At 60.8% G+C, this 26,463-nt stretch carries 23 protein-coding genes and 1 pseudogene; 14 read left to right on the top strand and 10 right to left on the bottom strand.

What is annotated here, in order from left to right; genetic code table 11:
- Positions 1 to 34 precede the first annotated feature (34 nt).
- The 5 genes from B5F39_RS06000 (at position 35) to B5F39_RS05980 (ending at position 5,706) form a co-directional block, all read left to right on the top strand.
- Positions 35 to 547 (top strand): TRAP transporter small permease, encoded by a 513-nt coding sequence (locus B5F39_RS06000; protein WP_087364962.1) that lies wholly within the window; start codon positions 35 to 37, stop codon positions 545 to 547.
- The gene (locus B5F39_RS05995; RefSeq protein ID WP_087364960.1) at positions 548 to 1,828 is read left to right on the top strand and encodes a TRAP transporter large permease; all 1,281 of its coding nucleotides are present in this window, start codon (positions 548 to 550) and stop codon (positions 1,826 to 1,828) included.
- 119 nt (positions 1,829 to 1,947) lie between these two features.
- Entirely contained in the window at positions 1,948 to 2,736 is a 789-nt protein-coding gene (locus B5F39_RS05990; protein WP_087364958.1) for a formate/nitrite transporter family protein, read from the top strand.
- A gap of 194 nt (positions 2,737 to 2,930) precedes the next feature.
- Positions 2,931 to 4,328 carry an MATE family efflux transporter gene (locus B5F39_RS05985; RefSeq protein ID WP_087364956.1) on the top strand — a complete coding sequence of 466 codons (1,398 nt, stop codon included), beginning with the start codon at positions 2,931 to 2,933 and terminating at the stop codon, positions 4,326 to 4,328.
- 1 nt (position 4,329) lies between these two features.
- A complete protein-coding gene (locus tag B5F39_RS05980; RefSeq protein WP_087364954.1) occupies positions 4,330 to 5,706 on the top strand; it encodes an MATE family efflux transporter in 1,377 nt (458 codons plus the stop codon).
- Positions 5,707 to 5,720: 14 nt separating this feature from the next.
- Here the strand turns inward: B5F39_RS05980 and B5F39_RS05975 are convergent, their stop codons facing one another.
- From B5F39_RS05975 to B5F39_RS05935, 9 genes and pseudogenes are all read right to left on the bottom strand, one after another.
- Positions 5,721 to 6,314: an ANTAR domain-containing protein gene (locus B5F39_RS05975; protein WP_158095953.1), complete on the bottom strand. Its 594-nt coding sequence runs from the start codon at positions 6,312 to 6,314 to the stop codon at positions 5,721 to 5,723.
- A gap of 20 nt (positions 6,315 to 6,334) precedes the next feature.
- A pseudogene (locus B5F39_RS05970) lies at positions 6,335 to 7,033 on the bottom strand (type I glutamate--ammonia ligase); the annotation flags it as partial.
- Between the two features lie 19 nt (positions 7,034 to 7,052).
- Positions 7,053 to 7,787 (bottom strand): hypothetical protein, encoded by a 735-nt coding sequence (locus tag B5F39_RS05965; protein ID WP_087364950.1) that lies wholly within the window; start codon positions 7,785 to 7,787, stop codon positions 7,053 to 7,055.
- Positions 7,788 to 7,799: 12 nt separating this feature from the next.
- Positions 7,800 to 9,311, bottom strand: a complete 1,512-nt coding sequence (locus B5F39_RS05960) for a glutamate synthase-related protein (protein WP_204245050.1) — start codon at positions 9,309 to 9,311, stop codon at positions 7,800 to 7,802.
- Positions 9,308 to 10,420 (bottom strand): hypothetical protein, encoded by a 1,113-nt coding sequence (locus B5F39_RS05955; protein WP_087364948.1) that lies wholly within the window; start codon positions 10,418 to 10,420, stop codon positions 9,308 to 9,310. The genes B5F39_RS05960 and B5F39_RS05955 overlap by 4 nt, the downstream gene beginning before the upstream one ends.
- A 398-nt stretch (positions 10,421 to 10,818) precedes the next feature.
- Entirely contained in the window at positions 10,819 to 11,340 is a 522-nt protein-coding gene (locus B5F39_RS05950; protein WP_087364947.1) for a PepSY domain-containing protein, read from the bottom strand.
- A 46-nt stretch (positions 11,341 to 11,386) separates the two neighbouring features.
- Complete coding sequence (locus B5F39_RS05945; RefSeq protein WP_087364945.1) at positions 11,387 to 12,415, bottom strand: PTS sugar transporter subunit IIC; 1,029 nt, start codon at positions 12,413 to 12,415, stop codon at positions 11,387 to 11,389.
- Positions 12,416 to 12,551: 136 nt separating this feature from the next.
- A complete protein-coding gene (locus B5F39_RS05940; protein ID WP_204245049.1) occupies positions 12,552 to 14,354 on the bottom strand; it encodes a DEAD/DEAH box helicase in 1,803 nt (600 codons plus the stop codon).
- 249 nt (positions 14,355 to 14,603) lie between these two features.
- Positions 14,604 to 14,996, bottom strand: coding sequence for a helix-turn-helix domain-containing protein (locus tag B5F39_RS05935; protein WP_087364941.1), 393 nt, complete (start codon positions 14,994 to 14,996; stop codon positions 14,604 to 14,606).
- Positions 14,997 to 15,115: 119 nt separating this feature from the next.
- Between B5F39_RS05935 and B5F39_RS05930 the strand changes: the two genes are divergently transcribed.
- The 9 genes from B5F39_RS05930 to B5F39_RS05890 all read left to right on the top strand — a co-directional run bounded on the left by B5F39_RS05930 (position 15,116) and on the right by B5F39_RS05890 (position 21,638).
- Positions 15,116 to 15,673: a nitroreductase family protein gene (locus tag B5F39_RS05930; RefSeq protein WP_087364939.1), complete on the top strand. Its 558-nt coding sequence runs from the start codon at positions 15,116 to 15,118 to the stop codon at positions 15,671 to 15,673.
- Between the two features lie 23 nt (positions 15,674 to 15,696).
- Positions 15,697 to 16,371, top strand: a complete 675-nt coding sequence (locus tag B5F39_RS05925) for a flavodoxin family protein (protein ID WP_087364937.1) — start codon at positions 15,697 to 15,699, stop codon at positions 16,369 to 16,371.
- Positions 16,275 to 16,703, top strand: coding sequence for an MGMT family protein (locus tag B5F39_RS05920; RefSeq protein ID WP_087364935.1), 429 nt, complete (start codon positions 16,275 to 16,277; stop codon positions 16,701 to 16,703). Before B5F39_RS05925 ends, B5F39_RS05920 begins: the two co-directional genes overlap by 97 nt.
- 132 nt (positions 16,704 to 16,835) lie before the next feature.
- Positions 16,836 to 17,546 (top strand): DUF6198 family protein, encoded by a 711-nt coding sequence (locus tag B5F39_RS05915; RefSeq protein WP_087364933.1) that lies wholly within the window; start codon positions 16,836 to 16,838, stop codon positions 17,544 to 17,546.
- Between the two features lie 314 nt (positions 17,547 to 17,860).
- Complete coding sequence (locus B5F39_RS05910; RefSeq protein WP_087364931.1) at positions 17,861 to 18,433, top strand: 2-oxoacid:acceptor oxidoreductase family protein; 573 nt, start codon at positions 17,861 to 17,863, stop codon at positions 18,431 to 18,433.
- A complete protein-coding gene (locus tag B5F39_RS05905) occupies positions 18,430 to 18,774 on the top strand; it encodes a 4Fe-4S dicluster-binding protein (RefSeq protein ID WP_087364930.1) in 345 nt (114 codons plus the stop codon). The genes B5F39_RS05910 and B5F39_RS05905 overlap by 4 nt, the downstream gene beginning before the upstream one ends.
- Positions 18,764 to 19,960 (top strand): pyruvate ferredoxin oxidoreductase, encoded by a 1,197-nt coding sequence (porA, locus tag B5F39_RS05900; protein ID WP_087364928.1) that lies wholly within the window; start codon positions 18,764 to 18,766, stop codon positions 19,958 to 19,960. Before B5F39_RS05905 ends, porA begins: the two co-directional genes overlap by 11 nt.
- Positions 19,947 to 20,882: a thiamine pyrophosphate-dependent enzyme gene (locus B5F39_RS05895; RefSeq protein ID WP_087364927.1), complete on the top strand. Its 936-nt coding sequence runs from the start codon at positions 19,947 to 19,949 to the stop codon at positions 20,880 to 20,882. The genes porA and B5F39_RS05895 overlap by 14 nt, the downstream gene beginning before the upstream one ends.
- Before the next feature lie 129 nt (positions 20,883 to 21,011).
- Positions 21,012 to 21,638 carry a sugar O-acetyltransferase gene (locus B5F39_RS05890; RefSeq protein WP_087364925.1) on the top strand — a complete coding sequence of 209 codons (627 nt, stop codon included), beginning with the start codon at positions 21,012 to 21,014 and terminating at the stop codon, positions 21,636 to 21,638.
- 576 nt (positions 21,639 to 22,214) lie between these two features.
- Here the strand turns inward: B5F39_RS05890 and B5F39_RS05885 are convergent.
- A complete protein-coding gene (locus tag B5F39_RS05885; protein ID WP_087364923.1) occupies positions 22,215 to 26,438 on the bottom strand; it encodes an acyl-CoA dehydratase activase in 4,224 nt (1,407 codons plus the stop codon).
- Between the last annotated feature and the right edge of the window lie 25 nt (positions 26,439 to 26,463).

Genomic DNA, 26,463 nt, shown 5'->3' with positions numbered 1-26,463 from the left:
GGCGCGCCTCATTCCAGGCAGGAGGCGGCAAACGATGACCATAAAAAAATTCTTGGATAACTTTGAAGAATATTTCTGCGTCTGGACGATGGCAATCATGACGGTACTCGTATTCGTACAGGTCGTCATGCGCTATATTTTCTCAAACTCGCTCTCTTGGAGCGAGGAGATGGCGCGCTTTATATTCCTTTGGCTTTCATGGATAGGCGCCAGCTACGCCGTGAAGGAACGCAGCCATTTCCGCGTCGAGATGTTTGCGGATCTCATAAAGGGCACGGCGCGCAGGCAGTTTGAATACTTCGTACTGATAGTATGGTTCGCTTTCAGCTTCGCGCTTACGTGGCTCGGCACGGAGCTTGTACTTTTCCTATACGATACAGGGCAGACTTCCGCCGCAATGGACATACCCATGACGCTGCCGTACGCTTCCGTACCGGTCGGATGCGGGCTTATGTGTATACGCCTCGTCATTGAAATGTATAAGATACACAAGGGGGAACCGGTCGGCACGGAAAGAAAAGAGAAAGAACTGGAGGAGATGATATAAATGGAAGCCATAATCCTCTTCTCAATACTTATAATCACCATCGCGCTCAGTATTCCTATCGGCATCACACTCGGGCTTTCAACCGCGCTTGCGATGTATTTCACCTCCGATATTCCGCTGCTTATGCTCGCGCAGAAATCCGTGACGGGGCTCGACTCGTTCCCGCTGCTCGCAATCCCGTTCTTTATTCTCGCGGGCGCGCTTATGTGCGGAGGCGGCATATCGCGCAGGCTCGTCAATCTGGCTGAAGCTCTCGTCGGATTCATTACGGGAGGGCTCGCGATGGTAACGGTGCTCGCCTGCATGTTCTTCGCGGCGATCTCCGGCTCCGGCCCTGCGACGGTTTCCGCCATAGGCTCGTTTATGATACCGTCGATGAAGGAGCGCAAATATGACGCGGGCTTCGCGGCCGCTATCACCGCCGCGGCGGGCACGATAGGCGTCATCATCCCGCCCTCTATACCGTTCGTCATTTACTGCGTCGTCGCCCAGTGCTCGATAGGAGACATGTTCATAGCGGGCATCGTCCCCGGGCTCATCATAGGCGTGGCGCTGATGGTGGTCTGCTATCTCACGGCGAAGAAGCGCCATTACGTCAGTGTCTCCGAGCGTCCGAAATTCTCGACAGTCTGGAAGGCCTTCAAGGACGCGTTTTGGGCTCTGCTGGTTCCCGTCATAATCCTCGGAGGCATCTACGGAGGAATATTCACGCCGACGGAGGCCGCGGTCGTCGCGGTCGTGTATTCCGTGATAATAGGCAAATTCGTCTACAAGGAGCTCGACTGGCACGGTATCTACGACTGCCTGCGCACGACCGGGCTCATCAACGGAGCGACGGAATTTATGATAGGGCTTTCGATGGCTTTCGCGAGCTATCTCGCGATGGCTCAGATACCGGTGCATGTGGCGGAATGGCTGACGGGCTTCGCGCACAACCCGGTAGTTCTGCTTCTGATAATAAACATATTCCTGCTCATCATCGGATGCTTCGTGGACAACATAGCCGCCGTCATAATCCTTACGCCGATACTTCTGCCCGTCGTCAAGACGATTGGCATCGACCCGATACACTTCGGGCTGATAATCACGGTCAACCTCGCCTGCGGCTTCATCTCGCCGCCGTACGGCATAAACCTTTTCGTCGCCTCGGCGATTTCGGGAGAGAGCATAGAAAGCATATCGAAGTCTATTCTTCCTTCGTTCATCGCGATGGTGCTGTGCCTTATGCTTTTTACCTATTTCCCGGTGTTCTCGCTCGGGCTTTTGAATATCATCAGATAGCGTTCAAACGCACGGATTTAAGCCCCGCCTCCGCCACGCGCCGGACGGCGGGGCTTTTTTACGCATTTTTGACGGCGGTCGGTTATAATAGCCTGCAAAAACCTGAGAGGAGAATTTTTATGGGAATCAGGACGCCGGCGGAGATTTCTCGGGCCGTGCTCGAGGCGGGGATCGTCAAGAGCAGGCTGCCTTTTTTGCCGATGGCGCTTATGGGGCTTCTGGCCGGGGCTTATATCGGGATGGGCGGCTCTTTTATGCTGGTCGTCACGCAGGACGCGGTTCAGGCCGCGGGCGTCGGAATTTCAAAGCTGATCGGCGGATTGGTTTTTACGCTCGGCCTTTTTCTCGTGCTTACCGCGGGAGCGGAGCTTTTCACAGGCAACTGCCTCATGCCCATAGGGCTGCTTTCGGGGAAATTCTCATTTTCTTCGATGATGCGCAATCTCTGCGTCGTCTATTGCGCCAATTTCGCGGGCGCGGCGTTCTTCGCTTCGATGATTTACGCGAGCGGCGTCCTTTCGCCGCTCTGTCAGGCGAACGCCGTCGCGCTCGCGGCGGCGAAGGTCTCGCTGCCCGTGAAGGAGATGCTCGTGCGCGGCGTGCTCTGCAACTGGTTCGTCTGCCTCGCGGTGTGGATCTCGTTCGGCGCGCAGGATACTACCGGCAAGCTCGCCTCGGCGCTGCTGCCTATCTCGGCTTTCGTCGCGCTCGGCTTCGAGCACTGCGTCGCGAATATGTTCTTCATCCCGCTCGGACTCATGCTGAACGGCGGTACGGAGCCTGCGCTGACGGCCGCGGCGTTTTTTAAGAATATTTTCTTCGTCACGGCGGGCAATGCCGCGGGCGGCGTCGTTTTCGTTGCGCTTTGCTATTTCGCCGTTTTCAGGAGGGAGCTCGTGAAGAGCTGAGCCCCGCGTATTTTTAACGTTTCTTTCAAGATTTTCCGTTTTCCGCCGCGTTTTTCGGCGCGGCGGATTTTTTGCGCCTTTTCGTCCATGCGCGGCTGGCGCGTGCGATTATTGAGAAAGGCCGGATTTAGTGGTATTTTATAAAGATGAACTTTGAGCGCGGACGAGTCTCCGCGCGCCCGCGGGGTGGTCGGATGGGCCGTTTCAATATATTCGCAGCGGCGTCGCAGAGCCGCGACGAACAGCGCAGGAGGATGACCGAAGCGCCTATCGGGCCGCTTATAATTTCCCTCGCCGTGCCGACTATCCTGAGTATGCTGACGAGCGCGCTTTATAACACCGCCGACACCTATTTCGTCTCGCAGCTCGGGACGAGCGCGAGCGGCGCGGTCGGCATCGTCTTCTGTCTGATGGCTATTTTCCAGGCGACGGGCTTCACGCTCGGCATGGGCGCTGGCAGCGTGATCTCGCGCAGGCTGGGCTCGGGCGACGCACAGTCGGCGAGCGTCTATGCTTCGTGTTCTTTTTTCAGCGCTCTGACGCTCGGGACGTGCATATGCGTCTTCGGGCTGATTTTTATCGATCCGCTGATGCGCCTGCTCGGCTCTACGCCGACGATACTTCCATACGCGCGCGCCTACGCCCGGTGGATTCTGCTCGGAGCGCCGGTCATGTGCTGCGCTTTCGTGATGAACAACATCCTGCGCGCGGAGGGGCATTCCGCCTTTGCGATGTGCGGCCTCGTCACCGGCGGGCTGCTGAATATCGTTCTCGACCCGATCTTCATTTTCACCTTCGGCCTCGGCATTTCGGGCGCGGCGGCGGCCACGCTGCTGAGCCAGTGCGTGAGCTTCTCTATCCTGCTTTCGTTCTTCCTGCGAAAAAAGAGCATGGCGGCGATAAGCGTGCGCAATCTTTCGCGGCGCGCCTCGACGTATTTCGAGATAGTGCGCCTCGGCTGCCCGTCGCTTTCACGGCAGGGGCTCGCTAGCATCTCGACGGCAGCGCTCAACGCGAGCGCGGGCGCTTACGGCGACGCGGCTGTCGCGGCGATGTCGATAGTCGGCAGGATATTCCTTTTTATCCTTTCAGTGATGATAGGGCTCGGGCAGGGTTTCACGCCGGTCGTCGGATTCAACTACGGTTCGCGGCATTACGCGCGCGTGCGCGAGGCTTTCTGGTTCACGGTCAAGACGGGGATGGTTATGATGACGGCGCTGACGCTCGCCGGCTGGATATTGGCGCCGGAGATTATCGCGCTTTTCCGCGCGGACGACGCTGAGGTCATAGCCATAGGCACGCGCGCGATGCGCTTCCAGTGCGCGGCTCTTCTGCTTCAGCCGCTGTTCGTCGGTACGAATATGATGCACCAGGCTTCTGGCTTAGCGTGGCGCGCGACGTTCCTCGCATGCACGAGGCAGGGAATTTATTTCCTTCCGCTGATAATCGTCCTTCCGCGACTCTTCGGCATGACGGGCGTGGAAATCACGCAGGCGGTCTCGGATATTTTCAGCTTCCTGACGAGCCTGCCGTTCCTCTATTACTTCCTTCGCAGGCTGAAGGATCAAGAAAGGTTTGTGCAGACGCAGTAAAATGAAAGACTTCAAGAAATTTTTCTCGGGCATATTCTCGACCGGCGCGCAGTCGCTGACGGAGGGCAGCATCCCGCTGCTGCTGACGCGCTTCGCGATTCCCTACATGGCGGCGAATCTGCTTCAGGCGCTTTACGGCGCGGCGGATATGATAATCGTCGGCCAGTTCACGGACGCGGCGGGCCTTTCGGCCGTCTCCATCGGCAGCCAGTTCATCTTTATGATAAACAGCATCGTCATAGGCCTTTCGATAGGCGGTACGATAATGATAGGCCGTTACTTCGGCGCCGGGCGCTTGGAGGAGATAAAGGACACGATAGGCACTATGCTGACTCTGTTCGCATTCTTAAGCGTCGTCATAACGGCTGGGCTGCTGCTCTTCATCGACCCGATAGTGCGGCTGCTCGGCACGCCGCCCGAGTCCTTCGCGCCGACGCGCGGCTATGTATTCATCAACGTAGCAGGGCTGGCGACGATGTTCGCCTACAACGCGCTCGCCGCCGTCTTCCGCGGCTTCGGGGACTCCGTCTCGCCGCTGATGTTCGTAGCGGTCGCATGCGTGCTGAATATCGTGGGCGACCTCGCGCTCGTCGGCATTTTCGATATGGGCGCTGAGGGCGCGGCTATAGCGACCGTTTTTTCGCAGGGATTTTCCGCCTATCTCGCGGTTGTCTACGCGCGCCGCGCCGATTATCATTTCGACTTCAAACTCGCGAGCATGAGGATAAAGCGCGAGAAGCTCGCTCAGCTTCTGCGCATCGGGCTGCCGATGGCGGTGCAGTTTTCGCTGACGGGCATTTCGTTCATCTTCATTCTCGCGACGGTGAGCAAGATGGGCGGCGTAGCGGCTGCGGCGGCGATAGGCATCACGGGCAAGCTCAACGGATTTACGATGCTGCCGCCGAACTCTTTCGCCGCGGCCATTTCCGCGATGGTCGCGCAGAATATCGGCGCGGGCAAGCCGCATCGCGCGCGCTCGACGATGTTGTCCGGGCTTTCGATTTCGCTCGCCTTCGGCGTCGCGACCTTCGCGATGCTGTTCTTCTTCCCCGAGATAGTCATTCGCATATTCACGCCCGACCGCGAGCTCATCGACGCGACGGCGCTTTATCTGCGGTCGTTCAGCATCGACTGCATACTCGTCTGCTTCGTCTTCTGCATGAACGGCTTCTTCAACGGCTGCGGACACACGACTTTCACGATGGCGAACAACATTTTCTCGGCTTTCGCGGTGCGCGTGCCGGCGACGTGGATACTGAGCGGCATGGCCGGAGCCAGCCTTTTCACCGTGGGCTTCGCAGCGCCGCTCGCATCCGCGCTGACGATAATGATAAGCCTGTGGTTCCTGAAAAGCGGCAGGTGGAAAACGCCGAGGTAGAATGCCGCATGGGGTTAGCGTTCTCCGCCGCCCGCCGCTTCCGCGCCTCCCAGCCGCGCGACTATGTCCTCGGCTATCTCGCGTCTTGAGCAGCGGCTGTCCATGGCCGTTTTTTCGATGTACCTGTGGGCTTCCGACTCGTCGAACCCGAAGCGCCGGATCAGGAAACATTTCGCGCGGCAGACGATTCTTTCGTTCTCAAGCCGCTCGCGCAGGCGGCGGTTCTCTTCCTCGGCCAACGCGAGCTTGCCGCGCATGATTTCGAGCGCGCGCAGCGACACGCGGAGCGCGTCTCTGTCCACGGGCTTCGGGACGACGATGACGCCGCGCGCCGCGGCGGCTTTTTCAAGCTCGTATGCAATCTCGCGCTTTGCGAAGATGATCACGCCTCCGCTGCACCGCCGCTCGGCATAGAGCGCGAGTTCGGCTCCGGGTTCGTCTGGGAGCGGAGTGTCTATAACGACGTCCGTGAACTCGCGTTCGGCAAGCAGGCGGCGGGCCTGCGCGCCGGAGAGGGCTTCCGCAGCTCCGCCCGCCGCGGAGGCGATCGAGCGGAGCGCCCTGATGTTGCCTCGCGATGCCGAGACTATCAGAAAGCCGTTTCCCATCAGACTTCGTCTTTCCTTTACTACAAAGCCTCGAAATAAGAGGACATTTCGAACTGAGCGCGGTCCTCCGCGCGCAGATACGCTTCCCATTCGGCGGACTTGCACTCCAGCATTTTGTCTATTACGGCCTGCGGAATGCGGCTTCTCAGAAAAGCGCTGTTCCGCGCCGCCTCTACGGCGTCGCCGAGGCTTTCCGGCAGCCGCCTGTACCGGCTGAGAAGCTCCGCGGGAGCCCGCGAGATGTCGAAATCGGACGGGGCTTCGGGACGGCTCTTCGACAAGATACCCTCCATCGCCGCCTCGATAAGCAGGGCGTAGGCGAAGTACGGGCTGCACAGCGGGTCTGGCGAGCGCAGCAGAAGCCGCGCCGAGCCGTCCCTCGCGCGTTTGGCGAGAAGGAGCTGCGACCTGTTGTTGCCGCCGCCCCAGCTTACGAATCGAGGCGCGGCGAAAGAGCCGAGCCGGTGGTAAGAGTTCGTCGTAGTGTTGAAAAACAGCGTCATTTCTTCGATATGGCTCATTATCCCTGATATGGCCCCTTCGATCTCAGGCCCCATGAAAAGCGCTTTATCCGCGCCGTTTTTGAAGACAGATATATCGAAGTGAAGGCCGTTCCCGCTTTCTCCATACAGCGGCTTCGGCATGAAAGACGCGAAAAGCCAGTCGCGCGAGGCGATCGTGCGCACGACGGTTTTGAAGAACGCCAGATTGTCCGCGCTTTGGAGCGCGCCGCGCGCGTCAGTTGTTCACGTAGAGCTTTTCATACGGGTTGTTCCCGGCGGGCTTGAGCACGGCGAAGCGTCCGTTCATCACCTCATCGAACGCCAGCGAAAAACAGCGGCAGAAATCCGCCGTCTGGCGGCCCAGGTCGCGCATGTCCTCGTCTCCGGCCCACCCGGCGTTCACCCCGTGCGGAAGCCGCTCAGGAAGTTTCTCCGTGCGCAGGAATATTCTTCCTCCGTACATGCCGGCAGCGCAGAAATTGTGCACCGGCGGCAGGCCGTCGAGACGGTCGAGCCCGAGGACTATTATCATGCCGCCGGCCTGGTATTCGCCGAGAAAACTCCCCGCAGAGCCTCCGACTATCATCACCGGCGTCTGTCCGCCGTATTCTTTCATGTGGATGCCGGCGCGGTAGCCGATGTCGCCGCGCACCATGATCCGTCCGCCGCGCATCGCGTATCCCGCGCCGTCGCCGCAGCTTCCGTGAATTATTATTTCGCCGCCGTTCATCGTGTCGCCCACGGCTTCCTGCGCGTCTCCGGCGACCTCCACGCGTCCGCCTTCGAGATAGGCTCCCAGCGCGTTGCCGGGCACGCCTTCGATGAATATGTCTACGTCGCTCGCGGCGTCGGCGATGTAGCGCTGTCCGAGGCAGTTTTTCACAAGGATATGCTTCGCGCCGCAGCTGCGGATTTTTTCGTTGAGCTCGGCGAAACCGAGCCCCGCTGCGTCTATCGTGGTCCTCTTCATGTTTTCCCTCCTCTATTCCCCTGCGTGCCTTATTCCGAGAATTTCGAGTTCTTTGGAACTCATCCCGACGCCGCGCAGCATCAGGCGGTTTCCGCGCAGAGCTTCGATTGAATTTATGCCCATCGCCCCCATCATTTCCTTTATCTCGCGGTTCCACGCGGAGAACAGGTTGACGAGCCTGCGGCGGCCTTCTTCGGCCGAAAGGCGCTTCACGAGGTCCGGCCGCTGGGTCGCTATGCCCCAGCTGCACAGTCCGAGCTGGCAGCTGCGGCATAAATGGCAGCCCAATGCAAGCATGGCGGCGGTCGCCACATAAACGGCGTCCGCGCCGAGGGCGATGGCCTTTATCACGTCCGCGCTCGAGCGTATCGAGCCGCCTGCGATGATCGATATGTTGCCGCGTATGCCTTCGCGGCGCAGCTGGCCGTCCACCGCCGCGAGCGCGAGCTCTATGGGGATGCCGGCGTTGTCGCGTATGCGCGTAGGCGCGGCGCCGGTGCCGCCGCGGAAGCCGTCGATCGCTATCACGTCCGCGCCAGTCCGCGCGATGCCGCTCGCGATGGCGGCTATGTTGTGGACGGCGGCGACCTTGATGATTACAGGCTTTTTGTAGCCCGTCGCTTCTTTCAGCGAATAGACGAGCTGGCGCAGATCCTCTATCGAATATATGTCGTGATGCGGCGCGGGGGAGATAGCGCTGCTTCCCTCGGGCACCATCCTCGTCCGCGCGATGTCGCCGGCCATCTTGCTTCCGGGCAGATGCCCGCCGATGCCTGGCTTCGCACCCTGCCCCATTTTTATCTCTATGGCGGCTCCCGCGTTCAGATATTCGCCGTGTACGCCGAAACGTCCCGAGGCCACCTGTACGATGGTGTTCTTTCCGTAGCGGTAGAAATTTTCGTGAAGCCCGCCTTCGCCCGTGTTGTAGAACGTTCCGAGCTCCTCCGCGGCTCCCGCGAGCGCTTCGTGGGCGTTGTACGAAATCGACCAGTAACTCATGGCGGAGAAGAGCATCGGTATGGATAAATCCAAATGAGGCGGAAGGCTGCATTTCAGCCTTCCGTTTTTGTCGCGCTCCACGCCGGAGCCTCTGCCGCCGAGGAATACGCGCGTCTCCATCGGCTCGCGCAGCGGGTCGATCGGCGGATTCGTAACCTGTGAGGCATTGATGAGAATCCTGTCCCAGTAGACCGGGTACTTGTGCGGATTGCCCATCGACGAAAGCAGCACGCCGCCCGTAGACGCCTGGCGGTAGACCTCGCATATAGTTGAACGGCTCCAGTTGCCGTTGGCGCGGAAGCCGTTGCCGGACTTTATGACCTTAATCGCCATGACGGGGCACATCGCGACGCAGCGCTGGCAGTTCACGCATTTCGAGTCGTCTGTCAGCAGCAGGCCGGACTTCGCGTCGAAGACCGTCGCGCCGTTTGCGCACTCGCGCTCGCATACGCGGCACGAAACGCACTTCGCCGCGTCGCGCACGACTTCGTATTCGGGATAAATGAAATCGAGAGCGTTCATCATTCCGCGCCTCCTTCGAGCGTCACGATAAAAGGTTCTCCGCCTTTCGGCGCGTACACTTCGGCTGCGTAGGGCTCGACCGCGCGGATCGCGGCCTCTTCGCTCGCGATGTAGACGCGGCTTCCTCTCCGCGCAGTCACCAAAGACCTGAGCTTCAGCCGGTCGTTCAGCGCGAGCAGCCCGCCCTCGAAGCCGACGATTATCGAGAACGGCCCTGTTATCAGCAAATCGGAATAAAGGTTGCGGAGGTATGAATGCAGTTTGGCTTCGTCAGGCTCCATGCGCTCTATCGTGCTCCAGAAGAGGGCCGCGATGACCGACGACATTTCTTCGAGCGTGAGCCCCTGCCTGCGGCAGAGGTAATCTATGATGTAGGTTATCACTTCCGTGTCAGTCTGAAGATTGCAGCGGTAGCCGAACATTTCTATGAAGCGGCGGTTCGTGTCGTACGAGCTTATCTCTCCGTTGTGGACGACGGAATAGCCGAGCAGGCCGAACGGGTGCGCGCCGCCCCACCAGCCGGGCGTGTTGGTTGGATAGCGCCCGTGCGCGGTCCAGCAGTAGCCTTCGTATTCTTCGAGGCGGTAGAACTCGCCGATGTCCTCGGGATATCCGACGCCCTTGAAAATGCCCATATTCTTGCCGGAAGAAAAAACGTAAGCGCCCTCTATTTTCGTGTTTATGCTGATGACGCGGCGGCATGTGTAGTCGTCATCGCTCACCATGAATTCCTCGAGCCGCGTCTTCAGCGGGCGCAGGAAGTAGCGCCATATCATCGGCACGTCGTGGATCTGCGGAATCCTGCGTATCGGAATTTTCGAAAGGTTCACCACGTCGAAGTATTCGTCGAGATAGCTCTCGCATTCGCTCTTGGCGCGCGCGTCGTCGTAAAAGACGTGAAAAGCGTAAAGATCCTTGTACTGCGGGTATATCCCGTACCCCGCGAATCCGCCGCCGAGTCCGTTGCTCCTGTCGCGCATCACGGCGATGGAGCGTATGATGTCGCCTCCGTTCACCGTTCCCCCGCTCCGGTCGATGATCGCGCTCACGGCGCACCCCGAAAGATTTCTGAAAGCGCCCTCGCGCTGAAAGCCCGCGTCGTTCTCTTTCATAAATGCCTTCCCCCCTGCCGGGACAAAAAAAGTCCACGAAAACTGCGTTGACAGTTTTCGTGGACGTCTTTGTCCGTACCGTAATGTGTCTTTTTACTTTACATCAATCCAATTCGTTTGTCAATTTTTTCGATAAAATTTAACGGAAGGACAATAAAACAGGATGGCGGCGTGCCGCGGCGGCAATTGCCGGACAAGGCGAAAAGAAAAGTATCGCATGGCGGCGCGCGATCGCGCAGCGGCATGGACGCAGCCGGGGAAAAATGAGGAAACGGCCGCGACAGCCGAAGCGCCGCGGCCGTTTCTCAAAACGCGGTTATTTTCCTGCTGCGCGCGCGAAGCTTTCGCAGCCTTTACGCCAGGCGAAGCGGCGGGAAAACGGCGCGCCGCCGTCAGCGTCAGCCGCGCAGATCGGCGTTCCAGTCGAATATGCGGCCCGTCTTCGGGTCTATCTCGAATTCGTATTTTATGCCTTCGTGGAAGAGCTCGCCTTCGTAGCGCGCTTCGTGTCCGCCGCCCTCGCGGCGCATACGGATGTCCTTGAAGCGGGAGCCGGAGACTTTTTTCTGGACGATGCGCTTCGCTTCGTCGATGCTGACTGGGCTGCCTCCGAGCGCATGGAGCCACTTCTCGTCCACCTCGTAGTCCGCTCCGATTATGCGCCCGCTCTCGCGCGCGACCTCGAAGCCGTAGTCGCCGTAGCGCGTCTCGAATTCGATTTTGTAGACGGCGATGCCTTTTTCCTCGTCGCGTTCGATCTTCACGTTGTAGGCGTCCTTACGCGGCACGTCCGCGTTTTTGAGCGCCGTCTCTAGCGCGTGCTCGCGGCTTATCTCCTCTGCGCACAGCGGCGCGCATGCGCCGGCCCCCATAATCAGCGCGAGGCAGAGCGCGGCTCCGGCAAACAGTTTTACTTTCATCACGGATACCTCCCAAACGGAATTATTATGCGTATATGATAACAGATTATAAGTCGAGCTTCATCTCGCCGGGCTTTATGAGATTCATCCTCCGCATTGCCTCGGCTATCGCGAGAGTGAGGACGGCGGGCAGGATGAAGTGCATCAGCGCTATCTGCGTCAGCACGGCTGGCGAGCTTCCCATCGCCTCTATCGCGCCGAATTGTCCTACGAGGCCGCTCGTCCCCATGCCGGCGCCGGAGGGCACGTTCGTCATACCGAAGACGACTGTCGATATAGGGCCGAGGATGAAGCTCGCGAGAGTAGGCGGTATCCATATCATAGGATGGCGCACGATGTTCGGCATCTGGAGCATCGAGGTGCCGAGCCCCTGAGAGAGCAGCCCGGAGACTCCGTTTTCGCGGAAGGACATGACGGCGAAGCCGACCATCTGCGTCGAGCAGCCGACCGCCGCGGCTCCGGCCGCGATTCCAGATAGGTTGAGGGCGACGGCTATCGCTGCGCTCGATATGGGCAGAGTCAGTATCATGCCCATTATCGCGGAGACGAGCGCCCCCATCGGGCCGGGCTGAAGCTCCGTCGCGCGCATGATGAGCACGCCCAGCGCCGACATCATCGCGCTGACGGGCGGGCCGATGAGTTTTCCCGCCGTCATGCCCGCTATGACCGTGAGCGCCGGCGTCGCGATTATATCGACGGGGGTCTCCTTGGAGACGGCCTTGCCGCACTCCGCCCCGGCGATGGCTGCGACGAAGGCTCCGACGGGGCCGCCCCAGGCGTTGCCCGCGAAGCCGGCTGCGGCGCACGAGAAGACGACCATAGCGGGAGCCTTCAGCGCCTGGGCGACTGCGACGGCTATGGCGGGGCCGACCATCTGTCCCGCGAGGCCGCCGAACTCGACGAGTATCGCGAGGCCGCACTTAGAGCCTATCGTCTTGAGTATCAGCCCGGTGATGAGCGACGCGAAGAGCCCGACGCCCATCGCGCCGAGCGCGTCCACGAAGTAGCGCGAGAAAGAAAACCGAATGTCCTTGCGCGCGAGGAAAGCGGAGAGAGGGTTGGATTCCGACGACATTTTATATACCGCCCCGTTTAACGATGAATTTCATGTGGATTGTATTAAGAAGGCGGCGCGCTGTCAATTTCGCGAAATTTGTCATTAACTCGCGCGCATGAAAAAGGCCGCGCATTTCGCGCGGCCCGGATGCGTTTTATTTTTCTTTCGGAAGCCTTCTGCGCGCGCCGGATTCTCCGTCGCGTCTCGCGCGCGGGCGGAAGTTTTCGCGCCCTTCGCGCGGCTCGCGGCCTTCGCGGCGCTGCGGGCGGTCGCCGTATCGTTTCGCGCGGCTTTCGCCAGTTATCTCGCGCATCGCGGCTATCGGCAGCCCCTCTTTTTCGAGGCGCTCACGGCGTCCCTCTATGAAGGCGGCTCCGCGCGGCGAAATTTCGACGACGGCGCTCGTGTCGCGCAGGCGGATGTTGCCGACGTCCTCGCGTCCGAGACCCGCGCCGCGGCATATCGCGCCGAGCAGCGGGCCGACCTCCCAGCCGTCGTTGCGCCCGGCCGCGAACTGCACGGAAAGTCCGCCGGTCATCTCGGGACGCTTGTAGCGCTCGCGTCTCGCGGCGTCCCTGCCGTTTCCGCGCTGCGCCGCGTCGCGGCGGCCTTTTTCGCGGTCCATCTCGAGCTGCACGTCCTCGCGTATCGAATAGCCGCTCGGCTGATCTCCGTACGCCTTCGCGAGAAGCCCCGAGACGAGCACGGGCGCTTCCTCGCGCGAAAGCAGCTCGCGCGCCCATTCCTCGAACTCGTCCGACTCGAGCGCGTGCTCGATGATGTTGTTCTCGAAGCGTATGCGCGACTGGCCCTCTATCTCCGCGGCGTCGGGAGCCGGTATCCATTCGAGCGTCAGCTTCGAGTGCGACTGATGGAGCATGAACTTGAACTGACGCGCCTCGCGCGCGGTGAGAAGTATCAGGTTGCTGCCCTCGTGTCCAGCGCGCCCCGTGCGTCCGCTGCGGTGGACGAATGCCTCGAGGTTCTGCGGCAGGCCGTACTGTATGACGTGGCTGACCGCGTCGATGTCGAGGCCGCGCGCCGCTACGTCGGTCGCGACGAGTATCGAGACGCGGCCGCCGCGCAGCGCCGAAAGCGCGTTGTTGCGCTCGCGCTGGCTCATGTCGCCGTGTATCGCCGTCGCGCGGAAGCCTATGTCGCAGAGGCGGTCTGCAATGTCCTGCGTCTCGGCGCGAGTGCCGCAGAAGAGCAGCGACTTGCTCGGGTTCTCCCATATCAGGACGTTGACGAGCCCTTCGAAGCGGCGGCGCGACGGAATGATGTAGGCCTTCTGCGTGATGTCGCTGTGCGAGGCGACGTCGGAGACGAGCGAGATCTTCTTAGGCGCGTCGAGATAGAGCTTCGTCAGAGACAGCACCTCGGGCGGCATCGTCGCGGAGAATAGCCACGTGCGCTCCACGTGGTCCATAGCCTGGAGGATGGCCTCCATCTCGTCGCGGAAGCCCATGTCGAGCATGTGGTCGCCCTCGTCCAGCACGACGCTCGTTATGTCCTCGGTCTTGAGCGTGCCGCGGCGGAGGTGGTCGAGAATGCGTCCCGGCGTGCCTACGACGACAGACGCGCCCTCGCGCAGCGAGCGTATCTGGCGCTCCATATCTAGGCCGCCTACGAGCGTCGCGACGCGCACGCCCATGTCCGCCCCGAGCCACGCGAATTCACGCGCCGTCTGCTGCGCCAGCTCGCGCGTCGGAGAGAGCACGATGATGCGCGGCGTGCGCGCCCCCGGCTCCATGCGGTTCAGCAGCGGCAGGGCGAAGGCGAGCGTCTTGCCGGAGCCCGTGCGCGCCTGCACGATCACGTCGTTGTCGATCAGGCTTTCGTCGCGCAGCACGGCGGTCTGCACCGGCATCGGGTGCTCGAAGCCCTTGCGCTCTATGGCGCGCAGAAGCTCCGGCTTCAAATCAAAATCTGTAAATCTTTCCTGAATTTCCTGCATTATCTAAAAGTTACCTCCTGAATATCGCGGGGCGCGCACAGCCGGCACGCGGCGCTGAAAACGCCTGCGCGTCGAAAAATTATGCGTCTGTCCCCCCGTGTACGTCCGGCACAAACATCCTCGTGCCGCGCGAATCCATCCCGGCGGTTAGAAGAAATGAGAATTTCATCCTGCAAGCGATACGCGGTGCGAAGAATCTTCATGCGGCGCGCGGCCCCAAAGCCGCGCCGTCCGAATACGGACGGTTAATTATATGTGAGGCCGAGCCGGGCTGTCAACACGCTGCGCGCCGTCTATGCGCATCTGCTCCTCGCCCCACTTGTACAGCTCGTCGAGCGTCGGTATGAGAGACGCGCCGCGGGCCGTCAGCGAATACTCCACGCGCGGAGGCACCGCCTCGTACTGGCGGCGCTCGATCAGCCCCCGCGCCTCGAGCTCGCGCAGCGCCTTCGTCAGCATCATGTTCGTCACGCCGTTTATCGAGCGCTTCAGCTCGCTGTATCGAGCGGACTTCCGCTGATACAGATGCCACATTACCGGCAGCCGCCATTTCTGCCCGATTATCCGGAGCGCGTAGACGACGGGACACTCCGCCGCGCGGCTTCCGTTCTCAGCGTCGTTTTTCCCGTTTTCGCACGACATCAGCAACCGCCTCAAACTTTCCAAAAGATAGTAAAACAGAAAAAACTGCATACTTGCGCATTTTCACGGCGCGGCTATCATCATACTATAAAACGCAGGCGAAAGGAGAAACGAAAAAAATGGATTTTCTGAAACTCGCGAAAGAACGCTACTCTGTGAGAAAGTTCTCCGACAGAAAGGTCGAGCGCGAAAAGCTCGAAGCGATACTCGAAGCGGGGCGCTGCGCGCCGACGGCGGTCAACTACCAGCCGCAGCGCGTGCTCGTCATAGAAAGCGAAGAGGCGCTCGCGAAGCTCAAAGAATGCACGCCGTACCACTTCAACGCGCCGCTAGCGCTGCTCGTCTGCTACGACGACGTCGCGAGCGCGAAGAGCTCCTTCGACGGACGCGACCACGGCAAGACCGACGCCGCCATCGTCACGACTCATATGATGCTCGAGGCAGCATCGCTCGGCCTCGGCTCGACGTGGGTCGGCTACTTCGATCCGGCGAAAGTGAAGAAGCTCTACGAGCTTCCGAGCTATATAGTCCCAATAGCGATACTGCCGCTCGGCTATCCGGCAGAGGACGCCGCTCCGTCGCCCTTCCATGAGAAGCGCCTCGCGCCGGAGCAGACGATATTTTATAATTCGTTCGACGGGATAAAGCCCGGCTGCCGCGACTGCGGAGTTCATTAAATTCTCGGGAGGGAGAGCGCTTTATGAAAATCTACATATTCGACGGCGGGCCGCGCAAGGGTTGGAACACGGCCCAGATGTGCGGGAGCTTCGCGCGCGGCGCGTCGGAGGCCGGGGCCGAGGTCGAGACCGTGCGCCTGTACGACCTCGACTTCAACGGATGCAGGAGCTGCTTCGCCTGCAAGCTGAAAGGCGGACCGTCGTTCGGCAGGTGCGGATGGCGCGACGGCGCGACCGATCTGCTCGCCGCGGCATCGCAGGCGGACGGCCTGGCCTTCGCCTCGCCGGTCTATCTTGGCACCATAACGCCGCCGCTCCACGCCTTCATAGAGCGCCTGACGTTCCAGTTCATCAGCTACGGAAAGGGCTATCCTGTGCTCTCGCCCAAAAAGCCGGAGACGGCGATGATCTACACGATGAACACGAGCGAGCGGTACTTCGACGAACATTACGAGTGCGCGGACGGCCCTCTTGCGTTCTTTGAAAATTTCATCGGGCGGGCATTCACGAAGCCGGAGCGCGTCTGCGCCTTCAACACCTACCAGTTTACCGATTACTCGAAATACGACGCCGGCGGCTGGGACGAGACGGAAAAAGCGGAATGGAAGAAAAACGAATTTCCGAAGGAACTGCGCGCGGCATACGATGCGGGCGCGCGCATGGCGGAAAAGATAAAGGCGAAGCAACAGAGCGCGTAGAGTCCGGCGGGGGCGCTTTTTACGAGCGCGTCTACGCCGTAGTGCGGCGCATACCGTACGGGCGCGTCGCGTCGTACGGGCAGATAGCGCGCATGATAGGCGCTCCTCGCGCTGCGCGCCAGGTGGGCTGGGCCATGCGCCGCTGCCCCGACGACCTGCCGTGGCAGCGCGTCGTGATGGCCGACGGCTCGATCACGGGCGGAAGCTATGCGGAGCTGCGCCGCGCGAAGCTTGAAGCCGAGGGCGTGAAGTTCACGCCGGACGGGCGCGCCGACATGCGCGCCTGCCGCTGGAACGGAAGGGACGCGGCGGAGGAAAGCGCCGAAGGCTGACAGCGCGGCGCGCGCGTTCCGCAGCTTTCCGCGCCCCTTGAAAATCCGCAGGCGCGGTACTATACTCTGCACCCGTAACGGGACGGCGTACAACCGCCGCCCTGCCGATTTTTTTACGGAAGCGATGAGACGATGAAAAGACACCTGACGACGATGCGCGGCGAAGCGGCGCTCGCGGCGGTAATAGTGATAAACAGCTTCGGCGTTCTGCTGATGCTCTACTCGGGCGCGGGGATCTCCGCCATTTCGAGCGTCCCTTACGCCTTCTCCGAGTCTTTCCCGGCGCTCACGCTCGGCGCGTGGACCTTCATATTCCAGACGCTGCTCGTCGCGAGCCTAATGGTCATGCGCCGGAGGTTCGTCCCGCAGTATCTGTTTAGCTTCGCGGTCGGCTTCGCCTTCAGCTTTATGATGGACGTTCACGAAAAGTGGATGACGCTGCTGCCCGACGGCTTCTCGTGGCGCGTCGTCTACTTCTTCATAAGCTGGGCTGTGATATGCTTCGGCATCGCGCTCTCGAACCGCTGCCGCATGCCGATAATCCCGACCGACCTTTTCCCGCGCGAGCTGGCCTTCATCACGGGCGTCTCGTACCCGAAGATAAAGATATCGTTCGACGTGATATGCCTCGCGGTGACGGCGGCTCTGACCTTCTGCTTCCTCGGCGAGGTGCGCGGGCTCGGGCTTGGCACGGTCGCCGCTGCCTTCACGATGGGCAAGGGGGTAGGCGTGATAGGCGGCTGGATGGACAGGTTCGTGCGCTTCATGTCCTTCTGCGACGGACACCGCGCGCACCAGGCGCTTTTGCTGCGTGTTCGCAGCTACCGGCAGGGGCTTCGTTAGGTAAAAACGCCGTAACTCTTACAAAAATATTCCACCAGCGCCGGTTTCACCTTACAAAGATAATTTATGAAGGATTTGACACTCAAGGCGGCCGATGATAATATGTCGTCATCTTGCGGGAACGGAGGAAGCGTTATGTTAAGAAGCATCACCAACAATAACATAATAATTATAATTATTAACGCGGCTCCTTCTCGTAGGAACGGCGTTTAGCGCCGTTTGACCAGACGAGTAAGGGGCCCTTTCAAATTTGAAAGGGCCCCTTTTTTAGTGCAAAAATTTTTACTGCGGTTTTATGCAAGGAGGAAACACCAATGAACAAGACACTTGAAGTAAGATGGCACGGACGCGGCGGACAGGGAGCGAAGAGCGCTTCCGCGATACTCGCCGAAGTCCTTTTCGAGGAAGGCAAGCACGTGCAGGCTTTCCCCGAGTACGGCGCGGAGCGCCAGGGCGCTCCGATACGCGCCTACAACAGAGTCTCTGATTCTCCGATACGCCGCCGCTGCGGAGTGCAGAACCCGAATATAGTCGTCGTAGTAGACCCGACGATGGTCGAAAGCGCGAACCCGACGGAGGGAACCGCGGACGACGCCGTCTACCTCGTCAACAGCGCGGAGAACGCGAAGGAGCTGCGCCGCCGTCTCGGCGTATCGTCGAAGGCTAAAGTGCTCGTAGTGGACGCTACGAAGATAACGCTGGAGGAGCTCGGGCAGAACCGCCCGAACGCCCCGCTGCTCGGCGCGCTTTCGCACGTATTCACCGACGTCCCGGTCGAGTCATTCGTCAACCACTTCACGAGCAAGATGACGAAACTGCCGAAGCCCGTGCTCGAGGCCAACCGCCGCGCGATACTCCGCGGACGCAGCGAGGCGGTCTTCGCATGAGTAAACCGCAATGCTGGCAGGAGGTCCCGATGGCGACGATAGCCTTCGGTTCCTCCGCTCTGAAGGTGCAGACGGGGCTGTGGCGTTCTATGCGCCCCGTCATAGATACGAAGAAATGCGTCTCATGCCTCCGCTGCTGGATACAGTGCCCAGACGACTCGATAGAGCTCGACGCGGAGGGAAAAGTAACGGGAATCAACCTCTTCTTCTGCAAAGGCTGCGCGATATGCGAGCGGCTCTGCCCGACCAAAGCGATAACGATGCACTCCGAATCTTCGTTCGCCGAAGAGGAAACTATGTCGGGAGAACACCCGGGGGAGGTCGGCGCGCATGTCAGATAAGAAAAAGGTAATGACCTCGGGCAACCTCGCCTTCGCGGAGGCGATGCGCCAGATAAATCCCGACGTCGTGGCTGCCTACCCGATAACGCCGTCCACGGAAATCCCTATGCGTTTCGCGGACTTCGTCGCGAACGGCAAAGTGGATTCCGAATACGTCGCGGTCGAGAGCGAGCACTCGGCCATATCGGCCTGCGTCGGCGCATCTATCTCCGGCGCGCGCGTCATGACCGCCTCGTCGGCCAACGGCGTCGCTCTCATGCACGAGATATTCCCGATAGCGGCGGCGTTCCGCGCGCCGATAGTCTTCGGCCTAGTCAACCGCTGCCTCGGCGCGCCGGTCAACATCCACTGCGACCACTCCGACAGCATGCCTGAGCGCGACTCGGGCTGGGTGCAGATATACTGCGAGGACGCGCAGGAGGTCTACGACTCCGTGCTTCTCGCCGTACGCCTCGCGGAAGACCCGCGCGTGCTTACGCCGGTCTTCGTATGCCAGGACGGATTCATCACGAGCCACTGCTACGAGCCAGTCGAGCTGCTCGGCGACGAGACGGTGCGCCGCTTCGTGGGCGAGCGCAAGGCCGCCTATCCGCTGCTCGACACCGACAACCCCGTCTCCTACGGCTCTTTCACGATGTCGGAATATTACTTCGAGATAAAGCGCAACCAGATGGAGGGCATGAACAACGTCCTCCCAGTCTACGAAGAGCTCGCCGCGGAGCTCGAGAAGGAGACCGGACGTTACTACGCGCCCGTAGAGGACTACCGCGCGGACGACGCGGAATATCTCGTCGTCGTGATGTCGTCGGCGGCAGGGGTCGTCAAGGACGTCGTGGACGAACTGCGCGACGAAGGCGTGAAGGCCGGGCTGCTGCGCGTGCGATTCTTCCGTCCGTTCCCGGTGAAGGAGTTCGCGCGGCTCGCCGGAGGCAAAAAGGGTGTCGCGGTGCTCGACCGCAGCGCGAGCATAGGCGGCACGGCCCCGCTCGCGGCCGAAGTCAAGAGCGCGCTCTACGGCCTCGAGCAGCGCGTGCCCGTGCAGGAATACGTCTTCGGCCTCGGCGGACGCGACTTCTTCGCCTCCGACGCGCGAGCAGTGTTCGAGCGCATGATGAAGAACGACTACGACGCATCCGCGCGCTTCATAGGATTGCTTGAAAGGAGCGGCGAAGATGTGCGCGATTAACATAAAGGAACTCACGAAAAAACAGAACCCGCTCACGCAGGGCCACCGCATGTGCCCCGGCTGCGGAGCGCCGACCGCGGTGCGCCAGGCGCTCATGGGCGTCGATTACCCCGTCGTCGTCGTCGCGGCGACCGGCTGCATGGAGGTCTCGACGACCGTCTACCCGTACAGCGCGTGGCGCATGCCCTACATGCACATAGCATTCGAAAACGCGGGCGCGGGCGTCTCGGGCATCGAGGCTGCCTACAAAGTGCTGCGCAAAAAGGGAAAGATAGACAAGGAAATAAAATTCGTAGCCTTCGGCGGAGACGGAGGAACGTACGACATCGGCCTCCAGTCTCTATCCGGCGCGCTCGAGCGCGGGCACGACTTCACCTATATCTGCTACAACAACCAGGGCTACATGAACACCGGCGCGCAGCGCTCGAGCGCGACGCCGCAGAGCGCAAACGCGACGACGTCTCCGGCCGGAAGCGCCGCGCCCGGAAAGCTCCAGCGCGCGAAGGACCTGACCGAAATCGTAGCGGCGCACGACATCCCCTACGTCGCGCAGACGACGCTGCACAACCCGATGGATCTCATCGCGAAGGTCAAACGCGCCGTCGAGACGCCGGGGCCGGCTTTCGTCAACGTTCTCGTCCCCTGCCCGCTCTTCTGGAAGATAGACCCGTCGCGTCAGGTCGAGATATGCCAGATGGCCGCGGACAGCAAATTCTGGCCCGTCTACGAAGTCGTGAACGGGGAGTACAAGCTATCCTACGAGCCTAAAAAGCAGGTCTCGATAGAAGATTTCCTGCGCGCGCAGGGACGTTACGCGCATCTCTTCAAAAAAGGCGCGGAGCGGCTCGACCTAGTCGAAGAGGCGCAGCGCGACGCCGACGCGAGCTGGGCGAAATTGCTCAGAAAGTGCGGCAGAGCCTAAACGCGAAGAAAAAAAGCATAAAACGCCGGAGCGGTGAAAAATTTCCGCTCCGGCGTTTTTCTTTGAGCGCGGCGCGCGTATAATCCTTGTGCGCCCACGTGCGCGACAAATCTGGAAGGAGAGAAAACGATGAATAATATAGAACGCCGTGACGCGGGACTGCCGTACATACCGGACGAAGAGGTGCTCGCGCAGTACCGCCGCTGCCGCGCGCTGCTCGACCGTCTCAACCGCGCGCCTTTCGACGACCTCGAACTGCATAGGACGATCGCATCGGAGCTTCTCGGGGAATCGGAGAACGCGGTAATAAACCCGCCCTTTTTCTGCGACTACGGCTTCAACATACGCGCCGGGAAAAATCTCTATATCAACTACAACTGCACCATACTCGACGTCTGCCGCGTCACGATAGGCGACAACTGCCTCATGGCCCCTAACGCCGCCATCTACACGGCGGGCCATCCGCTCCACCCCGCGGCGCGCGCGGCCGGCTACGAATACGGCGCGCCGGTGACGATAGGCGACAACGTCTGGATAGGCGGCGGCGCGATGATTCTGCCGGGCGTCACCGTCGGCAGCAACTGCGTGATAGCTGCGGGCAGCGTAGTGACGAAAGACGTACCCGACTGGTCGCTCGCCGCCGGCAATCCCTGCCGCGTGATACGCCGCATAACCGGCGAGGATTTTGCTTTCTACTTCAAGGACAAACGTTTCTCTGAAGATGAGCTGGCCGTCATAAAAAAATCGGCGCGCTGAACCGAAGAAGACGCGCGGCGGGCCGGCCGCATCGGTGAACGTCGCCGGGGTTCAGGCAAAGTGCCGAACGCGCGGCGGCGGGCGAGCGGTCCCGGCGCGGCATACTTTCCGCTGAAACGCCGTCCCGCCTGTCTGCGGTGTCGCCCATGCAGGCTGAGGGCTGACTGCTTGCTTCAAAGGCGCGACCGATTAGGCTTCATGCCTTTGCATCAAGTCTGCCGCCGAGTCGAGAGCTCCGCGGCGGCATCGTTTTTACTTACAATAAGCAAATCTCGTTTTATAGACGTTTAACTTTTCATTAAAAACTATGCCGTCCCCCAACGCCTATGTGCCCGATGAAGCGGGGCGGACTCTGCGAACCCTCTGCCACGTACTGCATAATCTCATACTGGGCTATATCGTTTCTGCTTTGGCCTCGGTGCTTAAGACTGAGGTTCCGCGCAGAAGATTCGTGGAACGACTGCGTTTTTATGTAAAAGTTAAAACACTATATACGTTTTAACGGCTTGGCGCCGTAAATAAAAAGGCGGCGGCTTTCCTGGGGAGGAAAGCGCGCCGCCGTGTGGAACTGCAGTTTTATGCTTTTGCCGTCGCCATCAGGAGCTTTATCCTGTTGAGCTGGTTCGTCGTGCTGACGCTCGCGTCGTAGTCAAGCGGAAGGATGTTCGCGCCTTCGAAGCGGCGTTTGAGCTCTTTGACCACGCCTTTGCCGGTGATGTGGTTCGGCAGGCAGGCGAAGGGCTGGACGCAGAGGACGTTCTTCACTCCGCTCTCGATGAGCGAGACCATTTCGGCGGTGAGGAGCCAGCCTTCGCCGCCCTGGTTCGACTGGGAGACTACGGATGAGCCTAGCTTCGCCAGCTCTTTTATGCCGTGCGCCTCGCCGTAGCGCGTGCCGCGTATCGCCTCGGCTATCGGGGCCTTGACGCGCTCGAGCAGCCAGACGGCGGTCTCGCCGCCGACGCGCGGCAGGAAGCGTCCTCCGAGTTTCTGATGCGAGTATATCGGGTCGAACATGCAGTAGGCCAGGAAGTTAGCCATGTCCGGCACGACGGCTTCGCCGCCCTCGCTCTCTATGAGGTCCACGAGGTGTTCGTTCGCGTTGGCGTGGTATTTGACGAGTATTTCTCCGACTATGCCGACGCGCGGGCGCTTGACGTTCTCTATCGGGACGGCGCAGAATTCGCGTACCATTTCGCGGACGTTCTTTTTGAAAGTCCCCCATTTGCCGTCGCGGACGTTGGCGCGCGCCGCCTCGCACCATTTCTCGTATAGCGCGTCCGCCGCGCCCTTTTCGGTCTCGTAGGGGCGAGTGCGGAGAAGCAGGCGCATAAGGACGTCGCCGTAGTTTATCGCCATAAGCGCGCGCCAGTAGGTGCCGAGCGGAACTTCGAGCTTTTCAGCGTCGCCGCCCTTCTGCTGGTTGGCGGCGAGGACGCGCACCTGCGGGTAGCCGGCGGCGTCGAGCGCGCGGCGCAGCAGGTGGACGTAGTTGCTCGCGCGGCAGGCCCCGCCGGTCTGTGCGTAGAGGCAGTCGGTCTTGTCGGGGTCGTACATTCCGCTCTTGAGCGCCTGTATGAACTGGCCGACGACCATCATCGCCGGGTAGCATACGTCGTTGTTTACGTAGCGCAGGCCGAGCTCGACAGTCTCGCGCGTGCCCTCGGGCAGCACGTCTAGGCGTATTCCCGCGCTTTCAAAGGCCGCGCCGAGGAACTGGAAGTGATAGTTCGAGAGCGGCGGGCAGAGGAGCACGCGCCCCTTCGTCTCGGTCACGCGCGGGCGCTCCGCCGCGGGCCGCGGCGCGTCGTGTACGGCCTCCGGATTGTTCCTGCGCATTTTTATCGCCGCGAGCAGCGAGCGGATGCGTATCTTGACGGCGCCGTTGTTCTTGCCTTCGTCTATCTTTATCAGCGTGTGGAGCTTGCCTGCGCGAGTCAGTATGTCCGCGGTCTGCTCGGCGCTTATCGCGTCGAGGCCGCAGCCGAAGGAGTTGAACTGCACGAGCTCGACGTTTTTGAAGTCCGGGTGCGAGGCGACCGTCATCGCGGCGCGGTAGAGGCGCGAGTGGTAGACCCACTGGTCTACGGCTTCGACGTCTCCGGGTTTCTCTATGTCTTTCGCCATCCAGCTTACGGAGTCCTCGGTGAAGAGCGTTACCCCGTAGCTGTTGATGAGTTCGGGTATTCCGTGGTTGACCTCGGGGCTGAGGTGGTACGGGTGTCCGGCGAGGACTATGCCTGTGCCGCCGCGCTCTTTAAGCTCGCGCAGCGCCTCCAGCCCGAAGCGCTCTATGTCGCGCTTGTAGTTCGCCATCTCTTCGCGCGCCGCCGCCACCGCCTTTGAAATTTCGCGGCCGGTCACGCCGAATGGCGCGAACGCCTCTTCAAGCGCCAGTTTTACGCTTTTGTCGGATTCGATGAATAGCTCCGGCTTTATGTAGCGCACGCCGGGCTCGCGGAGCCTGTCTATGTTCAGCCGCGCGACGTCGGGGTAGCCAGTGACGACGGGGCAGTTGTAGTTTTTCTGCGCGCCGGCGAATTCCTTCGTCTCGCGGAGCATGACGGGGTAGAATATAGTATCCACTCCCGACTCGAGCAAGTCAGTTATGTGTCTGTGGACGAGCTTCGCCGGGTAGCAGACGGTCTGCGACGGTATCGTGTCTATGCCGAGGTTCTCGTCCGGCGCTTTCGACGAGAGGCGCACGCTGAAGCCGAGCTTCGTCAGGATAGTGAACCAGAACGGATAATCCTCGTACATGTTCAGCACGCGCGGCACGCCTATCACTCCGCGCGGAGCCTCCGACGCGGCGAGCGGCTTGTAGCAGTCGAAGAGCCTGTGGTATTTTTTTGCGAATATGTTCGACGGCAGAGCGCCTTTTTCGGAGACGGACGCGCCGCGTTCGCAGCGGTTGCCGGATATGTACGTCTTGCCGTCGCCGAATTTCGTCAGCGTCAGCAGACACTTGTTGCCGCATCCGGAGCAGTGGCGCGTCGTGCTGTCGGCGCGGAAGCGCGCCAGCCCTTCGGCGTCGATCAGCCCGCTCTTTTCGGGCGCGTTGTCGCGCGATATGAGCGCCGCTCCGTACGCCCCCATCAGTTCCGAAATATCGGGGCGCACAACGTCGCGTTTGGTCACGAGCTCGAAGGCGCGCAGCAGCGAGTTGTTTTTGAATGTGCCGCCCTGCACGACTATTTTTTCGCCGAGTTCGGACGGGTCCTTTATCTTCAAAACTTTGTAGAGCGCGTTGCGCACGACGGAGTAGACGAGGCCGGCGGAGATGTCCTCTATCGCCGCGCCCTCCTTCTGCGCCTGGCGCACGCGCGAATTCATGAACACCGTGCAGCGCGAGCCGAGGTCTACTGGATTTTCGGACTTTTCCGCGGCGCGCGCGAACTCGTCCATCTCCATGTTGAGCGACTTCGCGAAGCTCTGGAGGAACGAGCCGCAGCCCGACGAGCAGGCTTCGTTGAGGAATACGCCGTCGATGACGCCGTTCTTGATGCGCAGGCACTTCATGTCCTGTCCGCCGATGTCTATGACGAAGTCCGCGCCGGGAAGTATGAAGCCCGCGGCGCGCGCGTGCGCGACCGTCTCGACCTCGCCGGCGTCTATGCCGAAGGCCGCCTGTATCAGCTTTTCGCCGTAGCCGGTGACGCCGCTGGACTTTATCGTGACGCCGCCGTGCATCTGCGAATAGAGCTCTTTAAGCACCTCGCGCACGGTCTTGACCGGCTCGCCCACGCCGTTGATCTTGTAGCGCGAGAAGAGCAGCTCGCCCTGCGAACCGATCAGCACGACCTTCGTCGTCGTAGAGCCCACGTCTATGCCGAGATAGGCGTCGCCGTTATATTCGCCGAGCGGCACGCGCTTCACGGCGCATTTGGAGTGGCGCTCTGAGAAGGCTTCAAGCTCCGCCTCGGAGCTGAAGAGCGGAGGCAGTATCGAGTGTTTCTCTTCCTTGTGCGAGATGAAGAAGTGCTCCGCGCGCTTCTGTATCACCTCGGCGGCGACCGCGCCGTTCTGCTTCGCGCTTATCGCCGCTCCCATCGCGACGAAGAGGTGCGGATTCTCAGGGAATATGCACTGCTCAGGCGGCAGCTTGAGCGTTTCGGAGAAGCGCTTGCGCAGCTCGGAGAGGAAGTAGAGCGGACCGCCGAGGAAGGCTACCCTCCCCTGTATCCTGCGCCCGCATGCGAGGCCGCTTATCGTCTGGTTGACGATGGCCTGGAATATCGAGGCCGCGATGTCGGGCTTTGACGCGCCGTCGTTCAGCAGAGCCTGAACGTCCGTCTTGGCGAAGACTCCGCAGCGCGAAGCGACGGGATATATCGTCTTGTATCCCTTCGCCATCTCGTTGAGTCCCGCCGCGTCGGTGCCGAAGAGCGTCGCCATCTGGTCGAGGAACGCCCCGGTGCCGCCGGCGCAGGTCTCGTTCATGCGCTGCTCGGCCCCGGCAGGGTCGAAGAACGTTATCTTGGCGTCCTCGCCGCCGAGCTCTATGCACACGTCCACTCCGGGCAGGAAGCGCGCGATGCTCGCGGTGCATGCTATCTGCTCCTGTGTGAACGGCACGTCCATGCCGCGCGCTATTTCGAGCGCGCCGGAGCCCGCCATCGCGAGAGTGAAGCGCGAGCCGGCGAAGGTGTCCTTGATCTCGTTAACAAGCCTGCTGACCGCGGTGCGGATATCCGCGAAATGGCGGCTGTAGCGGCTGAAAATTATTCTGTCGTATTCGTCTAGCACCACGACCTTAGCCGTAGTGGAGCCTATATCGAGTCCAGCGTGAAGAAGCTGCATCTTATCATACCTCCTGGTATGCCGT

The organism is Cloacibacillus sp. An23, from assembly GCF_002159945.1.
Lineage (GTDB): Bacteria > Synergistota > Synergistia > Synergistales > Synergistaceae > Caccocola.
The sequence above is the reverse complement of the archived record's forward strand: the minus strand, read 5'-3'. Positions and strand labels throughout refer to the sequence as shown.

Excerpts from the sequence above, each read along its gene's own strand:
- B5F39_RS06000 (WP_087364962.1), top strand. The coding sequence starts at position 35 with ATGACCATAAAAAAATTCTTGGATAACTTTGAAGAATATTTCTGCGTC.
- B5F39_RS05995 (WP_087364960.1), top strand. The coding sequence starts at position 548 with ATGGAAGCCATAATCCTCTTCTCAATACTTATAATCACCATCGCGCTC.
- B5F39_RS05990 (WP_087364958.1), top strand. The coding sequence starts at position 1,948 with ATGGGAATCAGGACGCCGGCGGAGATTTCTCGGGCCGTGCTCGAGGCG.
- B5F39_RS05985 (WP_087364956.1), top strand. The coding sequence starts at position 2,931 with ATGGGCCGTTTCAATATATTCGCAGCGGCGTCGCAGAGCCGCGACGAA.
- B5F39_RS05980 (WP_087364954.1), top strand. The coding sequence starts at position 4,330 with ATGAAAGACTTCAAGAAATTTTTCTCGGGCATATTCTCGACCGGCGCG.
- B5F39_RS05975 (WP_158095953.1), bottom strand. The coding sequence starts at position 6,314 with ATGGGAAACGGCTTTCTGATAGTCTCGGCATCGCGAGGCAACATCAGG.
- B5F39_RS05965 (WP_087364950.1), bottom strand. The coding sequence starts at position 7,787 with ATGAAGAGGACCACGATAGACGCAGCGGGGCTCGGTTTCGCCGAGCTC.
- B5F39_RS05960 (WP_204245050.1), bottom strand. The coding sequence starts at position 9,311 with ATGATGAACGCTCTCGATTTCATTTATCCCGAATACGAAGTCGTGCGC.
- B5F39_RS05955 (WP_087364948.1), bottom strand. The coding sequence starts at position 10,420 with ATGAAAGAGAACGACGCGGGCTTTCAGCGCGAGGGCGCTTTCAGAAAT.
- B5F39_RS05950 (WP_087364947.1), bottom strand. The coding sequence starts at position 11,340 with ATGAAAGTAAAACTGTTTGCCGGAGCCGCGCTCTGCCTCGCGCTGATT.
- B5F39_RS05945 (WP_087364945.1), bottom strand. The coding sequence starts at position 12,415 with ATGTCGTCGGAATCCAACCCTCTCTCCGCTTTCCTCGCGCGCAAGGAC.
- B5F39_RS05940 (WP_204245049.1), bottom strand. The coding sequence starts at position 14,354 with ATGCAGGAAATTCAGGAAAGATTTACAGATTTTGATTTGAAGCCGGAG.
- B5F39_RS05935 (WP_087364941.1), bottom strand. The coding sequence starts at position 14,996 with ATGTCGTGCGAAAACGGGAAAAACGACGCTGAGAACGGAAGCCGCGCG.
- B5F39_RS05930 (WP_087364939.1), top strand. The coding sequence starts at position 15,116 with ATGGATTTTCTGAAACTCGCGAAAGAACGCTACTCTGTGAGAAAGTTC.
- B5F39_RS05925 (WP_087364937.1), top strand. The coding sequence starts at position 15,697 with ATGAAAATCTACATATTCGACGGCGGGCCGCGCAAGGGTTGGAACACG.
- B5F39_RS05920 (WP_087364935.1), top strand. The coding sequence starts at position 16,275 with ATGGAAGAAAAACGAATTTCCGAAGGAACTGCGCGCGGCATACGATGC.
- B5F39_RS05915 (WP_087364933.1), top strand. The coding sequence starts at position 16,836 with ATGAAAAGACACCTGACGACGATGCGCGGCGAAGCGGCGCTCGCGGCG.
- B5F39_RS05910 (WP_087364931.1), top strand. The coding sequence starts at position 17,861 with ATGAACAAGACACTTGAAGTAAGATGGCACGGACGCGGCGGACAGGGA.
- B5F39_RS05905 (WP_087364930.1), top strand. The coding sequence starts at position 18,430 with ATGAGTAAACCGCAATGCTGGCAGGAGGTCCCGATGGCGACGATAGCC.
- porA (WP_087364928.1), top strand. The coding sequence starts at position 18,764 with ATGTCAGATAAGAAAAAGGTAATGACCTCGGGCAACCTCGCCTTCGCG.
- B5F39_RS05895 (WP_087364927.1), top strand. The coding sequence starts at position 19,947 with ATGTGCGCGATTAACATAAAGGAACTCACGAAAAAACAGAACCCGCTC.
- B5F39_RS05890 (WP_087364925.1), top strand. The coding sequence starts at position 21,012 with ATGAATAATATAGAACGCCGTGACGCGGGACTGCCGTACATACCGGAC.
- B5F39_RS05885 (WP_087364923.1), bottom strand. The coding sequence starts at position 26,438 with ATGCAGCTTCTTCACGCTGGACTCGATATAGGCTCCACTACGGCTAAG.